Here is a 21276-nt window from a genome sequence, read left to right as displayed (position 1 = left end):
CGTCGACGCGCAACGGCCCGGGCTCCACGTGCAGACGTGGGGCCCGGGCCGTTCGCTCTGTCAACGCCCGAAGACCGGAGCCATCGCCTCCCACGCCTCCGCGCGCACGTACACCGGCACCTCGTCGATCTCGACCGTCCGCCGCAGCACGACCCCGCCCGATACCCGCTCCCCGCGGAAGGCGTCGACCCACTCCCCCGGCGGCAGCGCCACCTCGTGCTCGGCCTCGCCCTCCGCCACCACGGGCGACACGAACAGGTCCGCCCCCAGGAACCACTGGAACGGATGCGACCACGCGCCCTCGAACGACGGGTGATCGAAGTACACCGGGCGCATCAGCGGCACGGAGGTGCGCACCGTCTCGCGCGCTGACGCGGCGAGGTAGGGCACCAGCCGTTCGCGCAGCTGCGCGAACCCGCGGAAGACCGCCAGCACCCGCTCGTCGCCGGTCTCGGCGGCGACGTTCCACGGGGTGCGGTCGCGGAGCGGCGTGCGGTGGTGGTTGAACTCGGAGTGGTACTGCATGATCGGCACGAACGTCGACGCGGCCGTCGCCCGGAGGTACAGCTCCGCCGTCGGCAGCGGCCCCGAGAACCCCGCGATGTCCCAGCCCCAATAGAGGATGCCGCTGGCGGCGGCCGACAGCCCCGCGAACATCGACCAGCGGAACGCCTCCCACGTGGAGTTTTCGTCGCCCGCCCACACCGCACCGTGCGCGCCCGTCCCGGTGAACCCGGCGCGGCTGAACGTCACCGGCGCCTTCCCGGCCGAGCGGAGCAGGTCGCCGTACGCCTTGGCGTAAGCGACGGCGAAGGTGTTGTTCGCCTCGTCGCCGCGCCGGCCGTCGAGGTAGACCAGCTCACTCCCCCACGCATGCTCGCCGCCGTCGGTCTTGAAACCGTCGATGCCGACCTCCTCGACGAGGTAACGCCGCTTCTCGGTCCACCACCGCGCCGCCCGCTCGTCGGTGAGGTCGGGCATGGTCGAGAGCGGAAACCACCAGCCGCGGTTGCGATAGGGCCGGAGGCCCCCGCGCGCATCCGGCTCGCGGATCAGCACGTTCTCACGCACCGCCGCCTCGCGGTCGGCCTTCGCCTGCCCGGTCGGGTGCGGACGCGCCTTCAGCAGCGGAATCTGCCAGAGGAGCACCCGGATGTCGCGCTCGTGCAGGTCATCCACCATCCCCTTCGGGTCGGGCCACGCCCCGTCGGCGGGGAAGGTGAAGTCGGCGAGCCGGTGCGGTGCGCCATCCTCCGTCACCGCGTACTGCGCATCACGGAAGGCCGTGAACGTGCTCTCATCGCTCCACGCCTCGATGACGACCGAGCCGACCGGCACGTCGTGCTCGCGGTGCAGGTCCATCTGGCGCAGCACTTCAGCCTGAGTGTTCCACTCGTTGCCGCTCGCCCACAGGCGGAACACCCAGTCGGGCAGTTCCTCGGGGCGCCCGGTCTCGCCGACGAAGGCGTCGAGTACCTCGCGCGGCGACCCGTCGTAGAAGACCACCTCGACGCCCGGCGCCTCCGGCCCGACCTCGGCTTCCACCACGATCTGGTCGGCCACCGAGTGACCGATGTCGAACCAGGTGCGCCGGGTCGTCCGCACGTGGAAGCCCCAGCCGTCACCGCCCACGACGTGCGCGAAGGGCATCGGCAGGTACGTCTTCCGCGCCGCGCCCTGGCTCTTGTACTGCTCGAACACGACGCAGTCGAGCACGCTGCCGCGCTGGTCGAGGGTGTCGAAGCGCTCCCCGAACCCGGTGACGTGCTCACCCTCCGCGAGCGGCAGCGCGAACCTCACGCGCGTGGTCACCTGTCCGTCGGTGAGCACCGAGACACTGCCCGGGATGACGCGGCGCGTCCCCACCGCGGTGACGACGTCGTCTGGCGCGGGCTGCCAGGCGGCGACGCCCGTCGAGAACGCGCGGGTGCGCTGCATCCGTCCCGCGTCGGTCGTCCCGATAAAGAGGTACGCCAGTGTGGTCCCCGCTTCCGGCGCGGTCGTCTCGAGCACCCACCCGCCGCCGCTTCCCGCCAGGCGCTCCTGCGCCGCGGCGAGGTGCCCGTCGGGTTCGGCCGCGCCCTCGGTGCGGGTCGGCTCGATGCGCGTGAGCGGCTCGCTCCGCGTCGTCACCGCCCCGCCCGGAGCCGTGACCGTGATCTCGGCGACCACCTCGCCCACGTCGGCCGACGCCCGCACGCCCAGTCGCAGCGGCTCGCCGGCGACGGGGTGGACGGGCCAGCGCTGATCGGTCGTCACGAGGTAGGGGTGACCCGATCCGGCCGGTCGGTGCGTGATCATGCGTAGTGCTCCTCAGAGGCGCTCGGGCGGCCGAGGTCGACCGCAAGACGGATGTACATGGCGTGGCTCCACAGCAGCGGACGCGCCGAGGGCCCCCAGCGCGTCACCCACTCGTCGAGCCGGTCGGGGGCGAGCAGATGGTCTTCGACCTGCTCGGGCATCGCACCGTCGGCGTCGACGGTCGCTCCGGCCCAGTCGAGCAGCTGCGCCGCGCGCTCACGGTCCCCCGCGCGCAGCTGCGCGAGCCCGAGGAAGCACGACAGCAGCGGCCATTGCCCACCGCCGAAGTAGGTGTCGTCGACGAAGCGGTGCACGCCGCCGCCGACGGCGAGGTCGGCGTCGATCGCCGAGATGGTCGCGAGCCCCAGAGCGGATGCCGCGGGCACGACGTCCATCACCCCGACAAGGGCGGCGAGGCTGGCGTCGACCGCGGTCGACCCCACCCATTTCACGAGGTGCGGGGCCCGTCCATCGCGCGCGGCGCTGACGCCCCGCTCGGTGATCGCCGCATCGATCTCGTCGGCGAGGGTCTCGGCAACCCGGCGGTGCTCGGCGCCGAGCGCCGGCAGCGCCGCGGCCGCGCGGGCGCCGGCCACGAGGCATCCGAGAGTCGAGATGTGCACGTGCTCGGAGTGCTCTTCCCACCAGTCGAAGCAGGGGCGCTGCCACGAGGCGGCGAGGTAGTCGAGGGTGAGGCCGATCGCCTCGGCCCAGCGGCCGGGGTCGGCGTCGTGACGGGCGACGTGCGCGCCGACGGCCCAGATCCAGGTGCCGTAGCCGTCGAGCTGGAAGTCCCACCAGTCGTCCTCGCCGTCGCGCCCGTCGAAGGTGAAGCGGGTGGGGAGCATTTCGCTGTCGGCGAGCGGGCGCCCCGCCTGGGCCGCCGCGACGATCCGCCCGATCTGTGCCGACCGCGAGACGATGACGCCCGCGCACCAGTCGAAGAACCGCTCGGCCGACGCCACCCGGCCGGCGCTCGACATCGCGTCGGCGATGAACGCCCCGTCGCGGAACCAGCTGTAGCCGGCGTACGCCGAGAACGTCGGGCTCGCAGGGTAGGCGCCGGTCGGGTCTTGGAGGCGCTCGATCAGGTCGATGCTGCCGGCGACGAGGGCCTGCCGGTCGATCTGCGCGGTGTGGGAGAAGGCTCCGGAAGGAGGAACGGTCATGGTGTGTCCTGGAGGGTCGAAGCGAGGAAGGGCAGGCGAGAACGCCCAGGCGCAGCGGGTGACCCGGCGGCGGGGAGTGAAGACCCCGCCGCCGGGTCATCCCGATGTCAGCCGCCGATGACCGCGTTGATGCGCTCCTCAGCCGAGGCGAGCGCGTCTTCGACGCTCTTCCGCCCGGCCTGGGCTTCGACGAGCTCTTCGGTCATGATGTCCTGCATCTCCTGCTGGCCTTCGCCGACCACCGGCTGCAGTGCGACCTCGTCGAGCGAGTCGAACACGGCCTGCCGGTTCTCGGGGTCACCGCGGGTGAGGTAGCTTTCGAGCTCGGCCTCATCCGAGATGGCGGGAAGCTCCCATCCGGCGTCGAGGCGGATCTGCACCATCACGTCGCTCGAGGTGAGGAACTCGGCGAACGCCTGCGCGGCCTCCTGGTTCTCGGAGTCGGCCGAGACCGCGACGCCGTTGGAGAACAGGGCGCTCGCCTGCTGGGTGTTGCCGGGTTCGACCGCGATGTCCCACCCGAAGGGCACGTCGGCGAAGGCGCCGAACATCCAGATGCCGGTGTGCAGCATCGCGAGGTTGCCGCTGGTGAACAGCTCGGTGTCGAAGTCGGGCGTTCCCTGGCCCTGTTCGATCGTCGGCATGACGGTGCCGCTCTTCTCGACGAGCCACTCGGCGGCTTCGATCCCCTCGGGGGTGTTGAAGGCGACCGCGGTGCCGTCGTCGTTGAGGAACTGCCCGCCGTTCTGGGCGAGCACCTTGTAGAACTCGAAGAAGCTCACAGGCTGGTGGTCGCCCCACACTCCGGCATCCTGATCGGTCAAGGCTTCGGCGGCGGCGAGCTCTTCCGACCAGGTCCAGTCGGCCGAGGGGTAGTCCAGGCCTGCGGCGTCGAAGAGGTCCTTGTTGTAGAAGAGCACGACGGTGGAGAACGAGCTCGGCAGCGCGTACTGCGCGCCATCGGCCTGGTAGGCCTCGAGCACGCTCTGGCGGTAGACCGACGGGTCTTCGACGTCGAGCTCGGCCAGCACGCCGTTGGCCTGGTACTCGGCGAATCCGCCGTACTCGATGTCGAACACGTCTGAGACGGTGCCGGCAGCGACATCCGTCTGCAACGCCGTGGCGTAGTCGGCGTAGGGCAGGGTGGTGACCTCGACGGTGATGCCGGGGTTCTCTTCCTCGAAGGCGTCGACGATGGTCTGAAGGTTCTCTTCGTTGCCGCCGTTCGAAATGAAGTTGGTGTAGCTGATGGTGACGTTCTCGCTGCCGCCCTCGCTGCCGCCCGTGCTGCCGGCGGCGCAGCCGGTGAGCACGAGTCCTGCGGCGACGATGCCGACACCGGCTTTTGCGGTGACTCTCATGGTGGGTATCTCCTTTGATGCGGTGGGACGGGTCCCTGTGGTGAAAATCGGGGGGGGGTGAAGAACGGGGAGTGAAGCGGGTCGGGGCTACTTCAGCCCCGTGTTCGCGACCCCCTGGATGATGTATTTCTGGGCGAAGAGGTAGAGCGCGAGCATCGGCAGGATGCTGACGACCGAGCCGGCCATGACGATGTCCCACTGCGTCGTGTACTGGCCCTGCAGGCCGGCGAGCGCGACGGGGAGCGTCTGCACCTCGGGTGAGCGCAGCACCACGAGCGGCCAGAGGAAGCTGTTCCAGCTGCCCATGAACGCGAAGACCGCGAGGGTCGCGAGGGCCGGACGGATGTTGGGAAGGATGACGCCCCAGAAGATGCGGAAGTGTCCCGCGCCGTCGAGCGAGGCGGCTTCGTCGAGCTGGATCGGCACCTGGTTCATCGCCTGGCGGAGGAGGAAGACCCCGAACGCGGCGGCGAGGGTCGGGAGGACGGCACCGAAGTAGGTGTCGACGAGCCCCCAGGTGCGCAGCTGCGCGAAGAGTGGCACGACGAGCACCTGCAGCGGGATCATCATGGTCGCCAGGTAGATGCCGAACACCACCCCGCGCCCGGGGAACGGCAGCCGGCTGAAGACGTAGGCCGCGGTGGCGCTGGTGAACAGTTGCGCGAGCGTGGTGATGACCGCGAGCAGCAGGCTGTTGCCGACGACGCGGGCGAACGGCACGTCGGTGAAGAGCCGCAGGTAGGCGTCGAGGCTGGGGTTCGCGGGGAAGAACGACGGCGTGCCGCTCAGGCCCGTGCCCGGGGAGAGCGAGGTGATGAGCGTCCAGTAGAAGGGGAAGAACATCGCCAGCGCCCCGAGGGCGATCACCACGTGGAGGATGATCGAGCGTGCGCTCCAGCGCGTGCGGGGGCCGGTGCGCGGGCGCCGCCGGGTGAGGGTCGTCTCAGCCATAGTCCACCCACCGGCGCTGTCCGCGGATCTGGATGACGGTGACGGCGAGGATGACGATGAACAGCATCCATGAGAGAGCGGATGCTTCGCCCGCACGTCCGTACCGGAAGGTGAGGTCGTAGATCTGCTGCACCACCACCTGGGTCGCCCCTCCCGGGCCGCCGCCGGTCATCGCGTACACCTGGTCGAAGACCTGGAAGCCGTTGATGAGCGAGATGACGAGCACGAAGAACGTCGCCGGGGAGAGCAGGGGAAGGGTGACCGAGAAGAAGCGCCGCCAGGGTCCGGCTCCGTCGACGCGGGCGGCGTCGAGCAGCTCGGGGTCGATGGCCTGGAGCCCGGCGAGGAGGATCACCATGACGAACCCGATGTCCTTCCACGCCGACGCCAGGATGATCGACGGCATCGCCCACGCCGGGTCGGTCCACCAGCCGGGGCCGTCGATGCCGAAGAACCCGAGCACGGTGTTGACCACGCCGTTGGAGGGGTTGAGCAGCCACCGCCAGACGAGGGCGACGACGATCCAGCTCGTGATGACGGGGAGGAAGTAGATGCCCCGGAAGAGGGTGCGGCCGCGGAGCGCGGTGTTGAGCGCGAGGGCGATGAGGAGGCCCCCGACGTACACCAGCGGCAGGTAGCCGAGGATGTAGTACAGGGTGTGCCAGAAGATGGCGGCCGTCTCGGGGTTGGTGAGCAGCCGCACGTAGTTGTCGAAGCCGACCCACTCCGCGGGGCGGAGGAGGTTCCACTCGGTGAGGCTGATGCCGGCGGCGGCGACCATCGGCACGAGCACGAAGAGGGTGAGCGGCACCGCACTCGGCAAGAGAAACACCAGCACGGTGAGCGCGTAGCGCAGCCGCCGCGAGCCGCGACGGCGCGACACGGCCGGGCCGAGGGCGGGGGGTCCGTCGACCGGCGGGGTGGCCGTGGCTTGGCTGAGCAGTCCGGTCATCACCGGCTCCCCTGGCCGACCAGGCGCGCACGGATGAGGCGGCCCTGGTCGCCGACGTCACTGCCGGTGTCGAAGGGGGTGGCGAGCACGAGCGCTGCGGCACCCTGCGCCCAGCTGTCGTCGAGCCAGGTCTCGACGTTCACCGGGATGGTGCGGCGGTGCCGCTGCAGGTGCGAGCGGAACGCGGGCTCGAATCCGGCCGACCAGTGCGACCAGGCGACGGTTCCCTCGCCGAGCACCACGATGGCCGCGGGATCGATGACGTGGACGATGCCGGCGAGGGTGCGCCCGAGGAGGCGCCCGGCGTCGCGGTAGAGCGCGATCGCCGCGTCGTCGCCCACCTCGGCGGCGGCGAGAAGGTCGTCGATGCCGGCGCCCTGGTCGATGATGCCGGCCTCGCGGGCGCGCCGGACGAGGGCGGCTTCGCCAATCACGGCTTCGAGACAGCCGAGGTTGCCGCAGCTGCAGAGGGGGCCGTCGTCGGCGACGGGGATGTGTCCGATCTCGCCCGCACCGCCCGACGCGGCGCGGAGCACCGTGCCCTCGACGACGATGCCGGCGCCGATGCCGGCGCCGATCGTGACGACGAGGAAGTTCTCGTGCGAGCGGCCGATGCCGTAGAGGCGCTCGGCGACGGCGAGGGCGTTGACGTCGTTCTCGATGACGACGGGGAGGCCGATCGCTCCGCGGAGCGCTTCGCCGAGGTGGATGCTGTTCCACCCGAGCACGCCGCACTCGACGACGCCGTTTCCCGGTTCGTCGACGGTGCCCGGCACAGCGACCCCGACGCCGAGGAGGGTGACCTCGTCACCGGCGTCGATGAAGGCCTGGATGCGGTCGGCGAGGTCGAGCACGAAGGTGCTGGCCGTCGCGTCGAACGGCACTTCGGCTGACCGGATGACGCGCCCGGCGATGCCGACCTCGACGAGGGCGACGTGGGTGGCGCCGACCTTCACCCCGATCGCGTGGCCCGCCGATGCGGCGAGACCGAGCAGTCGCGCGGGGCGACCGCCACTGGAGGGTGCCTGCTCGAGCTCGGCCACGAGTCCTTCGCCGATGAGCTGCTTCACGAGCTGCGTGATGAGCGCGGGCGAGAGATTCAGCGTGCGGGCCAGGTCGGCGCGGGAGGCCGCGCCGTGCGCCCCGAGCTGGGCGAGGATCGCCGACCGATTGACGTCGGTGCGGTGAAGAGACGATGTCATCGTTGACCTCAGATCTTTCTGAACGACTTCATTTAAAACTAAACAAAGTCAGAAAGCAAGACCTTAACGGCAGTTGGCGGATCGCACCGAGACGTCCGGTCGCGGAGGTCGCGCAGCGAGACGGCGCGCGCCAGCGGCTGCGGCTGCGGGCCGGGCTTGGCTGGCTCTGCTCAGTTCAGCTCAGGTCAGGCGCTCGGCGCTCTCCGTGGTCGCGTCGACTGCCACACCGAGAAGTTCGGCGGCGTAACCCTGGGCATCCTTGGCCTGCATCACGCCGAGCGACATCATGCTGGCCACACCGAAGGCGAGCGCGACCACGGTCCGGGCGCGCGTTGTGGCATCCTCGTCGCTCGTTCCGCTCGCGAGCGCATCCGCAACGACGACGACGACTCGCTCGTAGAGCGGCGCGAGCGAGATCCCCGCGTCAGGATGAGAGAGGGCGTAGGCGCTGATGTAATCGAGGACCACGTCGTCCTGCGTATCCGCCGACAGCCACGTCTCACCGAACAGTTCGCGCAGAACGATCTCCCGCTTGCGCGACTGCGGCACCTCTCCGACCAGTCGCTCGAGGCTGCTGGCATAGCGTTCGCTGTAGAGCTCGACGAGCGCTCGGAGCTGATCGTTCTTGTTTCCGAGATAGTGCCGGACATGTCCACGCGAGTAGCCCGAGCGGTCAGCCACCTGCTGCGTGGTCAAGCCGGCGACGCCGACCTCCCGGATGCACTCTTCGATCGCACGCAGGATCTCCGCGCGCCGAGTGTGGGCAAGGCTCGGTCTGCTCACGAGAATCCCTTCGGTTCGGTACGACTTCGATGTTACGGGTTGGTGACAATCATTCATTGTCTACTTGACTAACTACGTTGACGTCCCCTTCAATGTGGCTACCCGAGCGGAACCCCCCGCATCCCCTGAGTCGGACCCTCGCCTGTCCGAGAAACGAGCACCGATGTCGCACCGTCGCCTCCTCCCCGCGTCCGTTTCCGCCGTAGCCTTGGCTGTCGTCCTCGCCGGCTGCTCAGGCGGCGGAACCTCTCCCTCTGCCGAGGAAAGTGAGATCCCCCGCCTCGACGCCACCGACGCGGGCACCGCCGGTCTTCCCGAGATCGTGTGGAACCTGCCCTACGGCGAGCCGACGAGTATCGATCCGGCTTTCTCGAGCTCCGAATCGAACTCCGCGGTGATCGCGAACATGTGCGAGAGTCTGCTGCTCCAGAACCCCGACTTCACCGCCTCGCCCGGACTCGCCGAGGTGACGGCGGTCGACGACATCACCTACGAGGTGGTGATCGACGAGCGCGCAGCGTTCTGGGATGGAAGTCCGGTGACGGCGGAGGATGTGAAGTTCAGCATCGAGCGGACGAAGAACCCCGACACCGGCTCCACGTGGGCCGCGGTGCTCGCCAACGTCAGCGGCGTCGAAGTCACGGGCGACCGGACGGCGACCATTCGCCTCAGCGTGCCCGACGCGCTGTTCGCCGCGCATCTCGCGACCCCCGCCGCCGCCGTCGTGCAACGCGCCTTCGTCGAGTCCACGCCCGGCCATGGCACCGCAGACGGCGGACTCATGTGCTCCGGACCATTCGAGCTCGGCGAGTGGGCGCTCGGCGAAGACATCACCCTCACCAAGAGCGACGATTACTGGAACCCCGAACGCGCGGCGCTCAGCGACAGCCTGCGCTTCACGTTCAACACCGACGCAGCATCCGCGACCACGGCGATGCAGCGCGGCGAGATCACGGGGTCGTACAACTTCGCCGTATCGGGCCTGGACACCCTGGCAGACAGCGACGGCAGTGTCACCTTCGGCACGTCCCTCGGGCTGTATGGGCTCATGACCGTCAACGTCGACAACGGTCCCCTTGCCGACATCCGGGTGCGTGAAGCACTGCAGCTCGCCATCGACTACGCCGGCATCCGCGACGGGGTGTTCCAAGACGCCGCCGAGATCAACAAGACCTTCACGCCCCGCGCCGCGTGGGGATACAGCGAGCCGATCTTCGAGTCGGCCTGGGACGCCATCGCCGCGGGAACCACCGACCTCGATGCGGCCCGCGACCTGCTCGCCGAAGCACCGGCACAGGAACGACCCGTCGTCCTCAGCTACTACGCCGACCTGCCCGAGGACGCACAGGTCGCCTCATCTGTTCAGGCAGCCGCCGCCGAGATCGGGCTCGAGGTCGAACTCAACCCGCAGACAGCGAGTGAGAACATCGCGATGTACTTCGATGCGGCGGCCCGCGAGGGCACGGATCTGATGGTGTGGGCAGGCTACCTGGATGTTCCCGAGCCCGCCGCGTATTACCAGTACTACACGAGCGACGGGGTGTTCAACGTGGCTGGATTCTCCGACGCGGAGTTCGATTCGGTGGTCTCCGAATCGCGCACGACCCTCGACGATGACGCACGGGCAGAACTCATCACCACCGCCCAGGCGATCTATGCCGACAACCGGATCAATTTCCCGATCGTGTCGCAGAACACCCGTACCTTCCTGGCCGAGGGGGTCACTGGCGCCGTGACGTCGCAAGCCTTCCTCTACTCCCCGTGGGCTGTGAACATCGGAACCGCCGAGTGATGACAGTCCCGACGAGGCTTCTTCAGTCGGTTGCGGATCGACGCGCGACGCGCGAGGAGCGCGTCCGCATGCGGGACGGTGTGAGGTTGGCCACAGACGTCTACCTCCCTGCTGCAGGCCTCGGTCCGGTGCCGACGGTGTTGATACGGCTGCCCTACGACAAGACCGGGCGATACACCTTCATTCCGCAGATCGCCGAACATTTCGCCGCCCATGGTTTCGCCTGCGTCACACAGGACGTGCGGGGGAAGTACCGGTCCGAAGGAGAGCGTGAACCGTTCATTCGGGAGGCGGATGACGGATGCGACACCGTTGACTGGATCATCTCGCAGGACTGGTCCAACGGCGCGGTCGGCACGTGGGGCGACAGCTATTACGGATTCACGCAGTGGGCGCTGGCGAGCAGGCACCATCCGGCGCACCGGGCGATGGTTCCGCGGGTGACCGGCCACCGGTTCGGCGATATGCGACCGGGAGGAGGGATGCCGACCTTCACCCTCCTCGACTGGGTGATCGATGCCTGGGCGGTACGAGAACTGATCCTCACCGGCGGCGCGCGGCACGACACGCTACCCGCGCGGTCGGCGGCGCACCCGAGTCTGCCCGACGGCCAGCGCCTCTTCGAGCGTTTCGTCACCGTGGCCGAGGATCCTGAGGCGTTCGTGGCGGGCCTCTTCCCCGACGGGAATCCGGCCGAGCGTCTCACCATCCCGGCGCTTCATACCGGGGGCTGGTTCGACAACCTCCAGTTCTGGCAGCTCGACGATTGGCACGCCGCGCAGCGGAGCCCCGCATCGGAGCATCAGTTCCTCCGGATGTGGACGAGCGATCACGAGGACTACCGGTGGCGCGAAGCCGACGAGCCGCTGGTCGCGGACTTCGGCGAGGACGCCGACGCGCTGGCCGAGCATGTGCCGCGGCTGCTCTCCGAAGCGATCCCCTTCCTGCGCCACTATCTCGGCGATCGCCACGACCGGTGGCCGGCGGCGACGGTACGGTACGAACATGCCCGCGTCGGCGTGCGCGACGCTGCTGAATGGCCACCCCGACGCTCCGAGCAGAAGACGTTCCACCTTGCTGCCGGTGCGCTCACCGACTCGCCGGCGACGGGAGAGCTGTCGTGGGCCCACGAGCCGGCAGACCCCGTGCCGTTTCCGATCCGATCCGAATGGGATCAGAACCGGACGGGTCTGCCCGACGAAGCGAGCCTCCACGCGCGAGAGGATGTGGCCATCTTCGATTCACCGCCGCTGGATGCGCCCCTCGACCTGGTCGGCGGCATCGACGTGTCGGCGCGTATCTCGGCGGGTACCGAGCGGACGCACGTCATCGCGCGTCTGCTGGACGTGCATCCCGGAGGGCGGGCGACGATGATCCTCGCTAACGCGACGGACTGCGTCGCCGACGGCCGGCAGCCGTTTCATGTGCGTTTGGGTGACACTGCCTACCGCCTCCCCGCGGGGCACCGACTGCGGCTGGCGCTGTCGAGCTCTCTCGCGGGCCAGTACCCGGTGCACCCCGGCACCGATGAGAGCGCATGGGATGCGACGACCCACCGTCCGAGCCGCCAGACCCTGCATCTCGAGCACGCCACGCTCACAGCACGGGTGGACAGGGGATGACACCGCTCGCCGTCATCCGGTTCGTCGGCGGCCGCCTGCTCGGCGCGGCGCTGACGATCTGGGTGACGACGGTCATCGTCTTCGGTGCCCTCTACGTCGTGCCGGGTGATCCGTTGTCGATCCTGTTACGAGGACGGCGAACCACCCCTGAGCTGGTCGCGCAGCTGCGCGAGACGTACGGCCTCGACGAGCCCCTCCCGGTGCGTTACGCGACCTGGCTTTCCGGGGTGGTGCGCGGTGATTTCGGCGAGTCACTGCAGTTCCAGGCGAGCGTCGCCGACGTGGTCGCCAGTCGCATTCCGACCACGCTGTGGCTCGTGGGGTACTCCGCAGTGATCATCCTGGTGTTCGGAGTCGTCCTCGGCAGCTGGGCGGCGGTCTCACGGCGCCCTCTGGTCGACCAGATCGTCCTCATCGGCTCCTCGGTGCTCTCGGCGATCCCCGCGTTCGTCGCGGCGCTGATCCTCCTCCTCGTCTTCGCTGGAGCGCTCGGATGGTTCCCTGCGTTCGGATCGGGGGGCGACAACGTCACCGATCGGCTCTACCATCTGACTTTGCCGGCCATCGCGCTGTCGCTCACCTACGTCGGGCTGATCGCACGCATCACCCGCGCCTCGCTCTTGCGCGAGATCCGCTCCGACCACGTCGTCGTGGCGCGCACGCGCGGACTTCCCCGCGGTTACGTGTTCCGCCATCACGTCATGCGCAACGCTCTCAATCCGATCCTCTCGTACGCGGGCGTGCTGGTTGCGGGGCTCCTCGTCACCAGCCAGTTGGTGGAGTTCGCGTTCGACCTCAATGGCATCGGCAGCCTCCTGGTGGAGTCGGTGCGCAACATCGATTTCGCCGTGGTGCAGGCTTTGACGCTTCTCATCGTGATCGCGTTCATCGTCACGAACCTCTTCGTCGACCTGCTCGCGCCGGTGATCGACCCCGAGCTCAGAAGGGGTGCCGCATGACTCTCGGAGTGTTCGACCCGGCCACCGCGACCGGCGCCCGCCCGCGCCGACGCATCAGTCTCGGGCTCTGGCTGAGTTCCAGCGTGATCGCCGCCACCGTCGCCGCGGCAATCCTGGCACCGGTGATCGCCCCCTTCGACCCGCTGGCCGTGAACCTCGGACTCATCAACGCTCCGCCGGGCACCGATGGGCATCTGCTCGGCACCGACGCGAGCGGTCGCGACATCCTCAGCCGGCTTCTCTTCGGTGCCCGCACTTCTCTCCTCGGCCCCCTCATCGTCGTGATCGTCGCGACGGTTCTGGGGGTGGCGATCGGCGCACTCGCTGCGTGGAGAGGGGGCTGGCTCGACGCCGCGCTTTCACGAGTCACGGACTTCCTCTTGGCTTTCCCCGGCCTTCTCGCGGCGGTCTTCGCCGTGGCGCTCTTCGGGCCGGGACTGGTCGCCCCGGCCATCGGCATCGCGATCGCCTATACCCCGGTGATCGCGCGGTTGACCCGAACAGTCGTGCTTCAGGAACGCAGCAAGCTGTACGTACGGGCCGATCTGGCCCTCGGATTCTCCTCGACGAGAACCCTCGCCTTCGGTGTGGCGCCCAATGCCCTGCCGGTGGTGGCGTCGCAGAGCATTCTGAGTTTCGGCTACGCCCTCGTCGACCTGGCCGCACTGTCGTTCCTGGGGCTCGGGGTGCAGCCGCCGACGCCGGACTGGGGCGTCATGCTCAACGAGAGCCGCAGTTCCATCCTGCAGGGAGCCTGGTGGGTGCTGGTGTTCCCGGCCGCCGCCATCGTGCTCGTCGTGGTCGCCTTCAACGTCGCCGGGGAGAATCTCGTCCGCCGCCGTGGGGGTGGATCGTGACGGCGTCGGCGGTCGAGATCCGTGGCCTGCGGGTGAGCATCCCCCGCGCCGGGCATGCACGTCCGGTCCTCGACGGCATCGATCTCGATCTCCCTCGCGGTCGGGTACTCGGCATCATCGGGGAGTCGGGCAGCGGAAAATCGGTCCTCTCCCGTGCAATCCTGAGTGACCTTCCCGATGGCGCCGAGGTCGAGGGATCGGTGCGGGTGTTCGGCACCGACGTGCTGTCCGCCTCGCCGGCGGTGGTGCAGGTTCTTCGCCGCCAGCATGTCGCCATGGTGTTCCAGGACCCGCGCGCGTCGGTCAACCCGGTTCATCGGATCTCCGACTTCCTCACCGAACAGGTCGTGCGCAGCGGCATCCTGCCCCGTGAGGCCGCACGCAATCGTGCGGTCGGCCTCTTGGAACGGATGCGGATCCGCGACCCGCTACGTGTGATGAACCAGTTCCCGAGCGAGCTGTCGGGCGGCATGCTGCAGCGGGTGGTGATTGCGGCCGCGCTGATGACTGACCCCGAGCTGCTGGTCTGTGACGAAGCGACGACGGCCCTGGATGTCACGACTCAGGCGGAGATCGTCGGAATCCTGCGCGATCTCACCCGTGACGATGGACTGACCCTCATCTTCGTGACGCATGATCTCGAGCTCGCCGGTGATCTGTGCGACGAGCTCTTCGTGCTGTATTCCGGGCATTCCATGGAGGTCGGTCCGACGCTGCCCGTGCTGCGCGAACCGCGGCATCCCTACACGGCGGCGCTGCTGCGCTCCACGCCCCGCCTGTCGGACGACTCGGGCGTCCGTCTCCCCTCCATCCCCGGCAGCGTGCTCCCTCTTTCGCGTGTCGCGGAGGGGTGCGTGTTCGCTGAGCGCTGCGCCTTCGCTGTCGCGGAGTGCCGGAGCGAACCCATCCCGATGGTCGCCACGAAGAACGGCGAGGCGCGGTGCATTCGGGTGACAGGCGAGGAGGCCCCGTGAACGCCGTCGAGGTCGTCGGGTTACGCAAGACGTACGGACGCGAAGGCGCCGCGATCGCAGTGGACGACGTCTCGTTCACCATCGACGAACGCGGAGCTCTCGCCCTCATCGGCGAGTCAGGCTCGGGCAAGACGACGATCGCGCGGATGCTGCTGGGTCTCGAGCGGCCGACGGCGGGACGCATCCTTCTGGAAGGCTCCGAAGTCGAGCCGTGGCGTCGCGCAGGCCGCGAACGGCGGGCACGGGCACGCCAGGTGCAGATCGTGTTCCAAGACCCCTACCTCTCCCTCAACCCCCGTGTGACGATCAGAGAAGCCATTGCCGCCGTGCTGCGTCTGCATGGAAGCTCACGCGCGGAGGCGGAGAGTCGCACGATCGGCCTCTTGGATGATGTCGGTCTGGGCGCGCGCGAGGGCGCGGCCCTCCCTGGCGCGTTGTCAGGCGGTCAGCGTCAGCGTGCCTGCATCGCGCGGGCGTTGGCGGTGGATCCCCGCCTGTTGATCCTCGACGAGGCGGTATCGGCACTGGATGTCTCTGTGCAGGCGCAGATCCTGAATCTGCTGAACGATCTTCGCGCGGAGCGCACCATCGCCTACCTGTTCATCACCCATAATCTCGCCGTGGTGCCGTACGTGACGGACACCGCGGTGGTGCTTCACCGCGGCCGCATCGTCGAGCAGGGACGCACCCGAGAAGTACTCGATGAACCCCACGACGATTACACACGGCAGCTGATCGCCGCGGTGCCCGGTGAACGACGAGAGGACCCAGAATGAGCCGAGTCGGTTTCGTGACTGCCGATGCCTACTTCGGCCACGAGTCTTTCGTCGACTTCGGACCCGACGTCGAGCCCGGCGCACAGCTCGAGACCCCCGAGCCGAGAAAACGCCTGCTGCGCCTTCTGACCAAGACCGGGGCGGTCGACGCGTGCGAGCCCATCGCCACCATGGCGCTGACGCGCGCGGACCTCGAGCGGGTGCACACCCGCGAATACCTGGACGCGTTCGAGCGCCTGTCTGCGGGGCCGGGTGGCGAACTCGGGGACTACGCCGGTTTCGGGCACGGGTCGTATGAGATCGCCGTGCTCAGCGCGGGTGGGGTGACAGCCGCCGCCACTGCCGTATGGCGAAACGACGTGGAGCGCGCGTTCGCGCTCGTGCGCCCACCGGGGCATCACGCCGAACCCGATCGAGCGCGGGGGTATTGCCTGCTTGCGAACATCCCGATCGCGGTCCAGCATCTGCGCGCTCATCACGAACTGGGTCGAGTGGCGATCATCGACTGGGACGTTCACCACGGCAATGGTGCGCAGCGGATCTACTACTCCGATCCCGAGACGCTGACCGTCTCGGTTCACCAGGAGGAGCTGTATCCCGTTGACTCCGGATTCATCACCGAGGTGGGCGAAGGCCCGGCGACGGGGACCAACGTCAACATCCCCTTGCCGGCGGGATGCGGCATGGGAGCGTACCGCGATGCCTTCTCGCGGTTGGTGGAACCGACCGTCCGCCACTTCCGCCCTGATCTGCTGATCGTCGCGTGCGGTTATGACCCCGGACTTCTCGATCCCAGTTCGCAGATGGCTGTACCTGCGCGGGGCTTCGGCGAATTCACGCGGCGGATGATGATGCTTGCCGATGAGCTCTGCGGCGGCAGATTGGTCGTTGCCCAGGAGGGCGGCTACTCGCCACTTCATTCACCCTTCTGCGGGACGGCGGTCGTTCACGCACTTCTCGGGTGGGAGCATCTGCCGGTCGACCCGAACCCCGCCGACGATGACGCGCCCGAGCAGCGCCTGCATCCCTGGCAGGCGGAGGCGGTGACCGCTGCAATGGAGGCCGCGCGGAAATCAGGGGCGCTGCCGCGGTGACCGTCGAGCGAGCGTAGGAACCGGAGCGCTGCGATCGTCGAGCGGGCGAATCGAGACGAGTCGAAACGCCCCCCATGTCGATTCCCGCCCGCCCCACTCGACGCATCTGTGAAAGCAATCCGAAGGAGAGAAGATGCGCGAGTTGGTCTGGACGGGGTTCATCACGGTCGACGGGGTGGTCGACTCCCCCGGTGGCGTCGAAGAGGGGCATCCGGGCGGAGGCTGGGTCTTCCGAACGAATCTGGTGCCGGAGACGTTCGACCTGAAGGTCGCCGAGCTCGAAGAGACGTCGGCGCTCATGTTCGGCAAGCGCAGCTTCGAGTCGTTCCGCGACTTCTGGCCGACCTCTGCCGACCACGCCGATTACAACCCGCTGCCGAAGTACGTGGTGTCGTCGACGCTGAGCGAGAGCGCGCTGCATCCGCAGTGGGGCGAGCAGACGATCCTGCGCACCACAGCTGATGTGGCCGAACTGAAGAAGACCGACGGGGGTGCCATCTTCATCCACGGCAGTGCCGAGTTGGCACGGCGCCTCGCCGACGAAGGACTCATCGACCGGTACAACCTGTTGGTCTTCCCCGCACTGGTCGGGGGCGGCAAGGGCGTCTTCGCCGAGCAGCCGCACCCCGAGCGGCGGCTTGTGCTCCGGGAGTCGGAGGCGTACTCGAACGGCGTGCTCAAGCTGATCTACGAGGTGGTCCGCTGACCTGAGGCGAGTCCACCACTCCGGTCGTTGACTGAGCGAAGCGAGACGAAACGCGGGCTCACCAGAGCAGCAGCGCCAACCCCGAAGCGTTGTAGAGCACGTGCGCGGCAATCGCCGCCCACAGCCGTCCGGTCACCACGGTCAACACCCCGCACCCGACGCCGACCACGAGCGACCCGATGATGAGCCCGACCGGCACGAGCGACCCGGCGGCCACGACGTGCAGCAGCACGAACGCCGCGGTCGATGTCGTGACGGCGACGATCGACGCACCGATCCGCCCGGCGTCTGACAGTGCGTCGAACAGCGCGCGGACCAGCAGCCCTCGGAAGTAAAGCTCCTCGATGATGGGCGAGATGAGCACCGCGGCCGACGCGGCGATCGCCAACGCGATGGTCGCGTCCCCCGTCAGCGCTCCACCGAGCGGCCCGCCGAACCCGCCGAGGGTCGGCGCGACGAGCTCGACGACCGCGCGGGCGACGATGCCGACGAACAGTCCATATAAGAGGTCGGTCCAGATCCAGTGACGGATGCCGGTGGCCCGCGCGAATCCGATCAGAGACGTGAACGCGGCTGCGGCTGCGACGGCGATGATGAGCGGCGCGTTCGCAGCGAAGATCGATGCGACGGCGGCGATCCATCCGGGCATGCCCGCCCACATCGGTCCGGTCGCGTCGACGACGAAGAGAAGGAGAGCCGCCGCCGCGAACCCGCCGGCGGCGATGAGAAGCGCCCGCCACGGCTGGTGATACGACCGGGTGAAGAGATATGGCTGCCCCGGGGTGACGCCCGGGACGGAAGACATAGAGAAAATGCTATCCGCAATGCTCGCCGATTCACGACGCAACGACAGCGACCCCGGGCACTGGCCCGGGGTCGCTGTCTGAATCGGTGTACTGAGGCCGTATGCCTTACTCGGCGTTGGCGGCCGCGCGGCGGCGAGCCACCGCTGCGGTGATCGCGATGCCACCGAGTCCGACGGCGCCGGCGCCGAGCCAGATGGCCGCGGCCGGAACCGCGTTGCCACCGGTCGCGGGCAGCGAGCCGCCGGTTCCAGTTCCACCACCGGCGCCAGGGGTGCCGGGGGTTCCGGGGGTTCCACCGGTCGCGGCGGCCACCGTGATGGTGATCTGGGCCGAGTTCTGCTCAGAGTCAAAAACGGTCACCACGTACTCGCCAGCGGTCTGGGGAGCGGTGAAGGTGGCGGTCGCGACACCGTCGACAGCCGTCTTCTCAACGACGCTCGTCGGGAACTCCGCAGCGAACGCGATCGACGAGAGTGTGTTCGGCTCGACGCCAGGGCCTTCAGTCCCGAAGATGACCGGGCCGTCGACCAGGCCGGTCGCCGTGAGAAGAGTCGACTGACCGGGAGTCGGGGTTGCGTCCTGCGCGGTCAGATCGACTTCGCTGGCGTAGTCGGCGTTAGCCGCAGCCGCGGTACCGAGAACCAGAAGACCGGCGACGCCGGCTGCTGCGAGGAATTTCTTGAACATGGTGATGGTCCTCCCACAAGGGCCGTTTGTGAATGAAAAGGTCAGCGGTTGGTTGCTGCGCGGCGACGGGCCACGGCAGCGGTCACGGCGATGCCGCCAAGTCCCACCGCACCGGCGCCGAGCCAGATGGCCGCGGCCGGAACCGCGTCGCCACCGGTGGCCGGGAGCGCGCCTGAGCCTCCGGTCCCACCGGAGGTGGCGGCCGCGACGGTCAGCGTGATGGTGTCGGTGTCGCCGTCAGCGTCTTCGACGGAGATGACGTACGTCCCACCTGCCGTCGGGGCGGTGAAGGTGGCCTGCGCACGACGGTTCTCGTCCACCGGCTTGATAGCGGTGTCGCTGCCAGTCGTCGCCGCGAAGGCAACCGAGGTCAGCGTGTTCTCGCCGACACCCGGGCCGGTGGTCGAGAACGTGGCCTGCCCGTCGACGTTGTTCGCCGTGATGACGGTGGCCTGACCCGGGGTCAGGGTGACGTCCCCGGCGGTGACGTCGACCGCCGATGCGTAGTCGTCCGCCTGAGCCGCCGAAGCTGCCCCGAGAACGAGGAGACCGGCAATTCCGGTCGCCACAAAAGTCTTCTTGATCATGCGCTGGTACCCCCCACAAGGTCCGCTGCGAAGCTGTCGATGTTCAAATTGAAAGCGACATGAATGACAGCTGAGTGTGAGCTGTGTCGCCGGTGCTGTCCCATCGTACGCACACGGCAAGGGGTTACCACAACCTGGAAAGTTACTGGGAAGTAACATTTTGCGACCGCTTGTCCCCCGTTCGGGGGACAATGTGCGGCGTGTCGCCGAAATCGGCAGCACGCGTTACGCCAAGACCGTGCCCATCAGTGCGAGGACAACGAAGCTCGCGTTGTACACCGCGTGAATGAGAACGGCCCCCCAGATGCGGCCGGTGAGCAGCACGACGGCGGAGCAGGTGAATCCGAGCAGTGTCGTCGCGATGACAGCGTCGATCGAGACGTCTCCGGTCATCGAGTGAGCCAGAACGAAGAGTCCTGTCGACACCATGCCCGCAATGATCCCCGCAGCAAGATGGCCGAGGGGCCTCCGCAGAATGGTGAAAACGGTCACGAGCACGAGGCCACGGAAGAAGAATTCCTCGACGGCCGGGGCGATGACGACGGCTCCGAGGATAGCCTCCACCCACCACCCGTCTGCGGTGGCGCCGTCGATCGTCGTAATAGACGGGAGGGATGACTCGCCCGAGACCGACTGGGCGACTGATCCCTGAACGATCCGCAGGGCGACCGCGAGCCCGAGTCCCCACAGCAGATCGAGCGGTCGGAAGCGGAGGAGGCCGACGGGACGGGACCGCCGAAAGACGAGGATGGTGGGCACCAGCATCCCGATCCACACGAGCCCCGTCGCTGCGATCGGAGCCCAGGGCGACGCCCAGACCGTCTCGACCAACGCACCGACGAGAACCCCCACACCGAGACCGATGAGACCCGCCGCGAACGCCCACTCCCGCCAGCGACGAACGGTTCGTCCGCCCACCCGCCAGTCCGTTCGAGATTTGCGCGAGGACGACCGCCGGGGACGGATGTCGCCAGCCGATGACTCACTCGATGAACCGTGCCGCTCGCGGCGCGAGGGCGTGGCGTCGACGTCGCTAGAGTGATCGAGCACTCGCTCACGTTACCCCGCGGGGGAAAGGTAACTCGGTGTTCGAGATCCTCACGGTGTGCACCGGCAACATCTGCCGGTCGCCCCTGGCCGCCGTCCTTCTGAAGACCCGGCTGGCGCCGCTCGACGTCGTCGTCGGCTCTGCGGGCACCCGCGGCATGACCGATTCGCCGATGACGCCCGAGACGGTCGAGCTTGCGCACGCACTCGGAGTGTCGCCTGATGAGACGGCGCTGCACCGCGCACGGTTCCTCGGCGAGAACCACCTCAGCTCCCCCGATGTCATCTTCGCCATGACTCGCGACCACCGCCGCGAAGTTGTCGAGCTCGCCCCGTCGCGGATGCGGTCGACCTTCACGATCCGCGAGTTCGCCCGCCTCGCAGACTCGCTGACCGACCACCAGCTGCAGTCAGCCGCGGAGGCCGGCGGCCCAGACCCGTCATTGCGCGTCCGCGCAGTAGCGGCGGCGGTCGCATCGCAGCGAGGCCTCGTCCTCCCACCCGCCGACCCCGCCGACGACGACGTCGTCGACCCCTACGGTCGGTCGTGGAACACCTACCAGCTGTCGGCCGCCCAACTCGACCCCGCCGTGAACTCCACGGTCCGAGCCCTAAAACTCGCGTTCCAGTAGCCGGTCGTCGAGTAGCCG

At 68.4% G+C, this 21276-nt stretch carries 20 protein-coding genes; 9 read left to right on the top strand and 11 right to left on the bottom strand.

The genetic code is table 11. The features are described 5' to 3' along the window. Positions 1 to 60: 60 nt before the first annotated feature. The 7 genes from V6S02_RS01400 to V6S02_RS01370 form a co-directional block, all read right to left on the bottom strand. Complete coding sequence (locus tag V6S02_RS01400) at positions 61 to 2301, bottom strand: glycoside hydrolase family 31 protein (protein WP_336399572.1); 2241 nt, start codon at positions 2299 to 2301, stop codon at positions 61 to 63. Continuing rightward, entirely contained in the window at positions 2298 to 3470 is a 1173-nt protein-coding gene (locus V6S02_RS01395; protein WP_336399571.1) for a glycoside hydrolase family 15 protein, read from the bottom strand. Before V6S02_RS01395 ends, V6S02_RS01400 begins: the two co-directional genes overlap by 4 nt. A 107-nt stretch (positions 3471 to 3577) precedes the next feature. Beyond that, positions 3578 to 4831: an ABC transporter substrate-binding protein gene (locus V6S02_RS01390; RefSeq protein ID WP_124291552.1), complete on the bottom strand. Its 1254-nt coding sequence runs from the start codon at positions 4829 to 4831 to the stop codon at positions 3578 to 3580. 87 nt (positions 4832 to 4918) lie between these two features. Further along, positions 4919 to 5782, bottom strand: coding sequence for a carbohydrate ABC transporter permease (locus V6S02_RS01385; protein ID WP_336399570.1), 864 nt, complete (start codon positions 5780 to 5782; stop codon positions 4919 to 4921). After that, positions 5775 to 6734 carry a carbohydrate ABC transporter permease gene (locus V6S02_RS01380; protein WP_336399569.1) on the bottom strand — a complete coding sequence of 320 codons (960 nt, stop codon included), beginning with the start codon at positions 6732 to 6734 and terminating at the stop codon, positions 5775 to 5777. The genes V6S02_RS01385 and V6S02_RS01380 overlap by 8 nt, the downstream gene beginning before the upstream one ends. Next, positions 6734 to 7936: an ROK family transcriptional regulator gene (locus V6S02_RS01375; RefSeq protein WP_336399568.1), complete on the bottom strand. Its 1203-nt coding sequence runs from the start codon at positions 7934 to 7936 to the stop codon at positions 6734 to 6736. The genes V6S02_RS01380 and V6S02_RS01375 overlap by 1 nt, the downstream gene beginning before the upstream one ends. A gap of 180 nt (positions 7937 to 8116) precedes the next feature. Continuing rightward, positions 8117 to 8719: a TetR/AcrR family transcriptional regulator gene (locus V6S02_RS01370; protein WP_336399567.1), complete on the bottom strand. Its 603-nt coding sequence runs from the start codon at positions 8717 to 8719 to the stop codon at positions 8117 to 8119. 163 nt (positions 8720 to 8882) lie between these two features. Between V6S02_RS01370 and V6S02_RS01365 the strand changes: the two genes are divergently transcribed. The 8 genes from V6S02_RS01365 (at position 8883) to V6S02_RS01330 (ending at position 17499) form a co-directional block, all read left to right on the top strand. Next, the gene (locus V6S02_RS01365; RefSeq protein ID WP_336399566.1) at positions 8883 to 10511 is read left to right on the top strand and encodes an ABC transporter substrate-binding protein; all 1629 of its coding nucleotides are present in this window, start codon (positions 8883 to 8885) and stop codon (positions 10509 to 10511) included. Continuing rightward, the gene (locus V6S02_RS01360; RefSeq protein ID WP_336399565.1) at positions 10511 to 12133 is read left to right on the top strand and encodes a CocE/NonD family hydrolase; all 1623 of its coding nucleotides are present in this window, start codon (positions 10511 to 10513) and stop codon (positions 12131 to 12133) included. Before V6S02_RS01365 ends, V6S02_RS01360 begins: the two co-directional genes overlap by 1 nt. Continuing rightward, positions 12130 to 13092, top strand: coding sequence for an ABC transporter permease (locus tag V6S02_RS01355; RefSeq protein WP_336399564.1), 963 nt, complete (start codon positions 12130 to 12132; stop codon positions 13090 to 13092). Before V6S02_RS01360 ends, V6S02_RS01355 begins: the two co-directional genes overlap by 4 nt. Further along, positions 13089 to 13949 carry an ABC transporter permease gene (locus V6S02_RS01350; RefSeq protein ID WP_336399563.1) on the top strand — a complete coding sequence of 287 codons (861 nt, stop codon included), beginning with the start codon at positions 13089 to 13091 and terminating at the stop codon, positions 13947 to 13949. The genes V6S02_RS01355 and V6S02_RS01350 overlap by 4 nt, the downstream gene beginning before the upstream one ends. After that, positions 13946 to 14923, top strand: a complete 978-nt coding sequence (locus V6S02_RS01345; RefSeq protein WP_336399562.1) for an ABC transporter ATP-binding protein — start codon at positions 13946 to 13948, stop codon at positions 14921 to 14923. The genes V6S02_RS01350 and V6S02_RS01345 overlap by 4 nt, the downstream gene beginning before the upstream one ends. Further along, positions 14920 to 15699: an ABC transporter ATP-binding protein gene (locus V6S02_RS01340; RefSeq protein WP_336399561.1), complete on the top strand. Its 780-nt coding sequence runs from the start codon at positions 14920 to 14922 to the stop codon at positions 15697 to 15699. Before V6S02_RS01345 ends, V6S02_RS01340 begins: the two co-directional genes overlap by 4 nt. Then, a complete protein-coding gene (locus V6S02_RS01335) occupies positions 15696 to 16793 on the top strand; it encodes a class II histone deacetylase (protein WP_336399560.1) in 1098 nt (365 codons plus the stop codon). The genes V6S02_RS01340 and V6S02_RS01335 overlap by 4 nt, the downstream gene beginning before the upstream one ends. A 133-nt stretch (positions 16794 to 16926) precedes the next feature. Then, positions 16927 to 17499, top strand: a complete 573-nt coding sequence (locus tag V6S02_RS01330) for a dihydrofolate reductase family protein (RefSeq protein ID WP_336399559.1) — start codon at positions 16927 to 16929, stop codon at positions 17497 to 17499. Positions 17500 to 17557: 58 nt separating this feature from the next. Here V6S02_RS01330 and V6S02_RS01325 read toward each other — a convergent pair whose 3' ends face one another. The 4 genes from V6S02_RS01325 to V6S02_RS01310 all read right to left on the bottom strand — a co-directional run bounded on the left by V6S02_RS01325 (position 17558) and on the right by V6S02_RS01310 (position 20497). After that, positions 17558 to 18304: a CPBP family intramembrane glutamic endopeptidase gene (locus V6S02_RS01325; RefSeq protein WP_336399558.1), complete on the bottom strand. Its 747-nt coding sequence runs from the start codon at positions 18302 to 18304 to the stop codon at positions 17558 to 17560. Positions 18305 to 18410: 106 nt separating this feature from the next. Beyond that, positions 18411 to 18992, bottom strand: a complete 582-nt coding sequence (locus tag V6S02_RS01320) for a hypothetical protein (protein ID WP_336399557.1) — start codon at positions 18990 to 18992, stop codon at positions 18411 to 18413. A 41-nt stretch (positions 18993 to 19033) separates the two neighbouring features. Continuing rightward, positions 19034 to 19561, bottom strand: a complete 528-nt coding sequence (locus V6S02_RS01315) for a hypothetical protein (protein WP_336399556.1) — start codon at positions 19559 to 19561, stop codon at positions 19034 to 19036. A gap of 243 nt (positions 19562 to 19804) precedes the next feature. Further along, entirely contained in the window at positions 19805 to 20497 is a 693-nt protein-coding gene (locus V6S02_RS01310; RefSeq protein ID WP_336399555.1) for a CPBP family intramembrane glutamic endopeptidase, read from the bottom strand. Between the two features lie 167 nt (positions 20498 to 20664). Between V6S02_RS01310 and V6S02_RS01305 the strand changes: the two genes are divergently transcribed. Continuing rightward, positions 20665 to 21258 carry an arsenate reductase/protein-tyrosine-phosphatase family protein gene (locus V6S02_RS01305; RefSeq protein WP_336399554.1) on the top strand — a complete coding sequence of 198 codons (594 nt, stop codon included), beginning with the start codon at positions 20665 to 20667 and terminating at the stop codon, positions 21256 to 21258. The last annotated feature ends 18 nt before the right edge of the window (positions 21259 to 21276 follow it).

It is taken from the genome of Microbacterium sp. CCNWLW134 (assembly GCF_037083565.1).
In the GTDB taxonomy this organism is placed as follows: Bacteria; Actinomycetota; Actinomycetes; order Actinomycetales; family Microbacteriaceae; genus Microbacterium.
The sequence above is the reverse complement of the archived record's forward strand: the minus strand, read 5'-3'. Positions and strand labels throughout refer to the sequence as shown.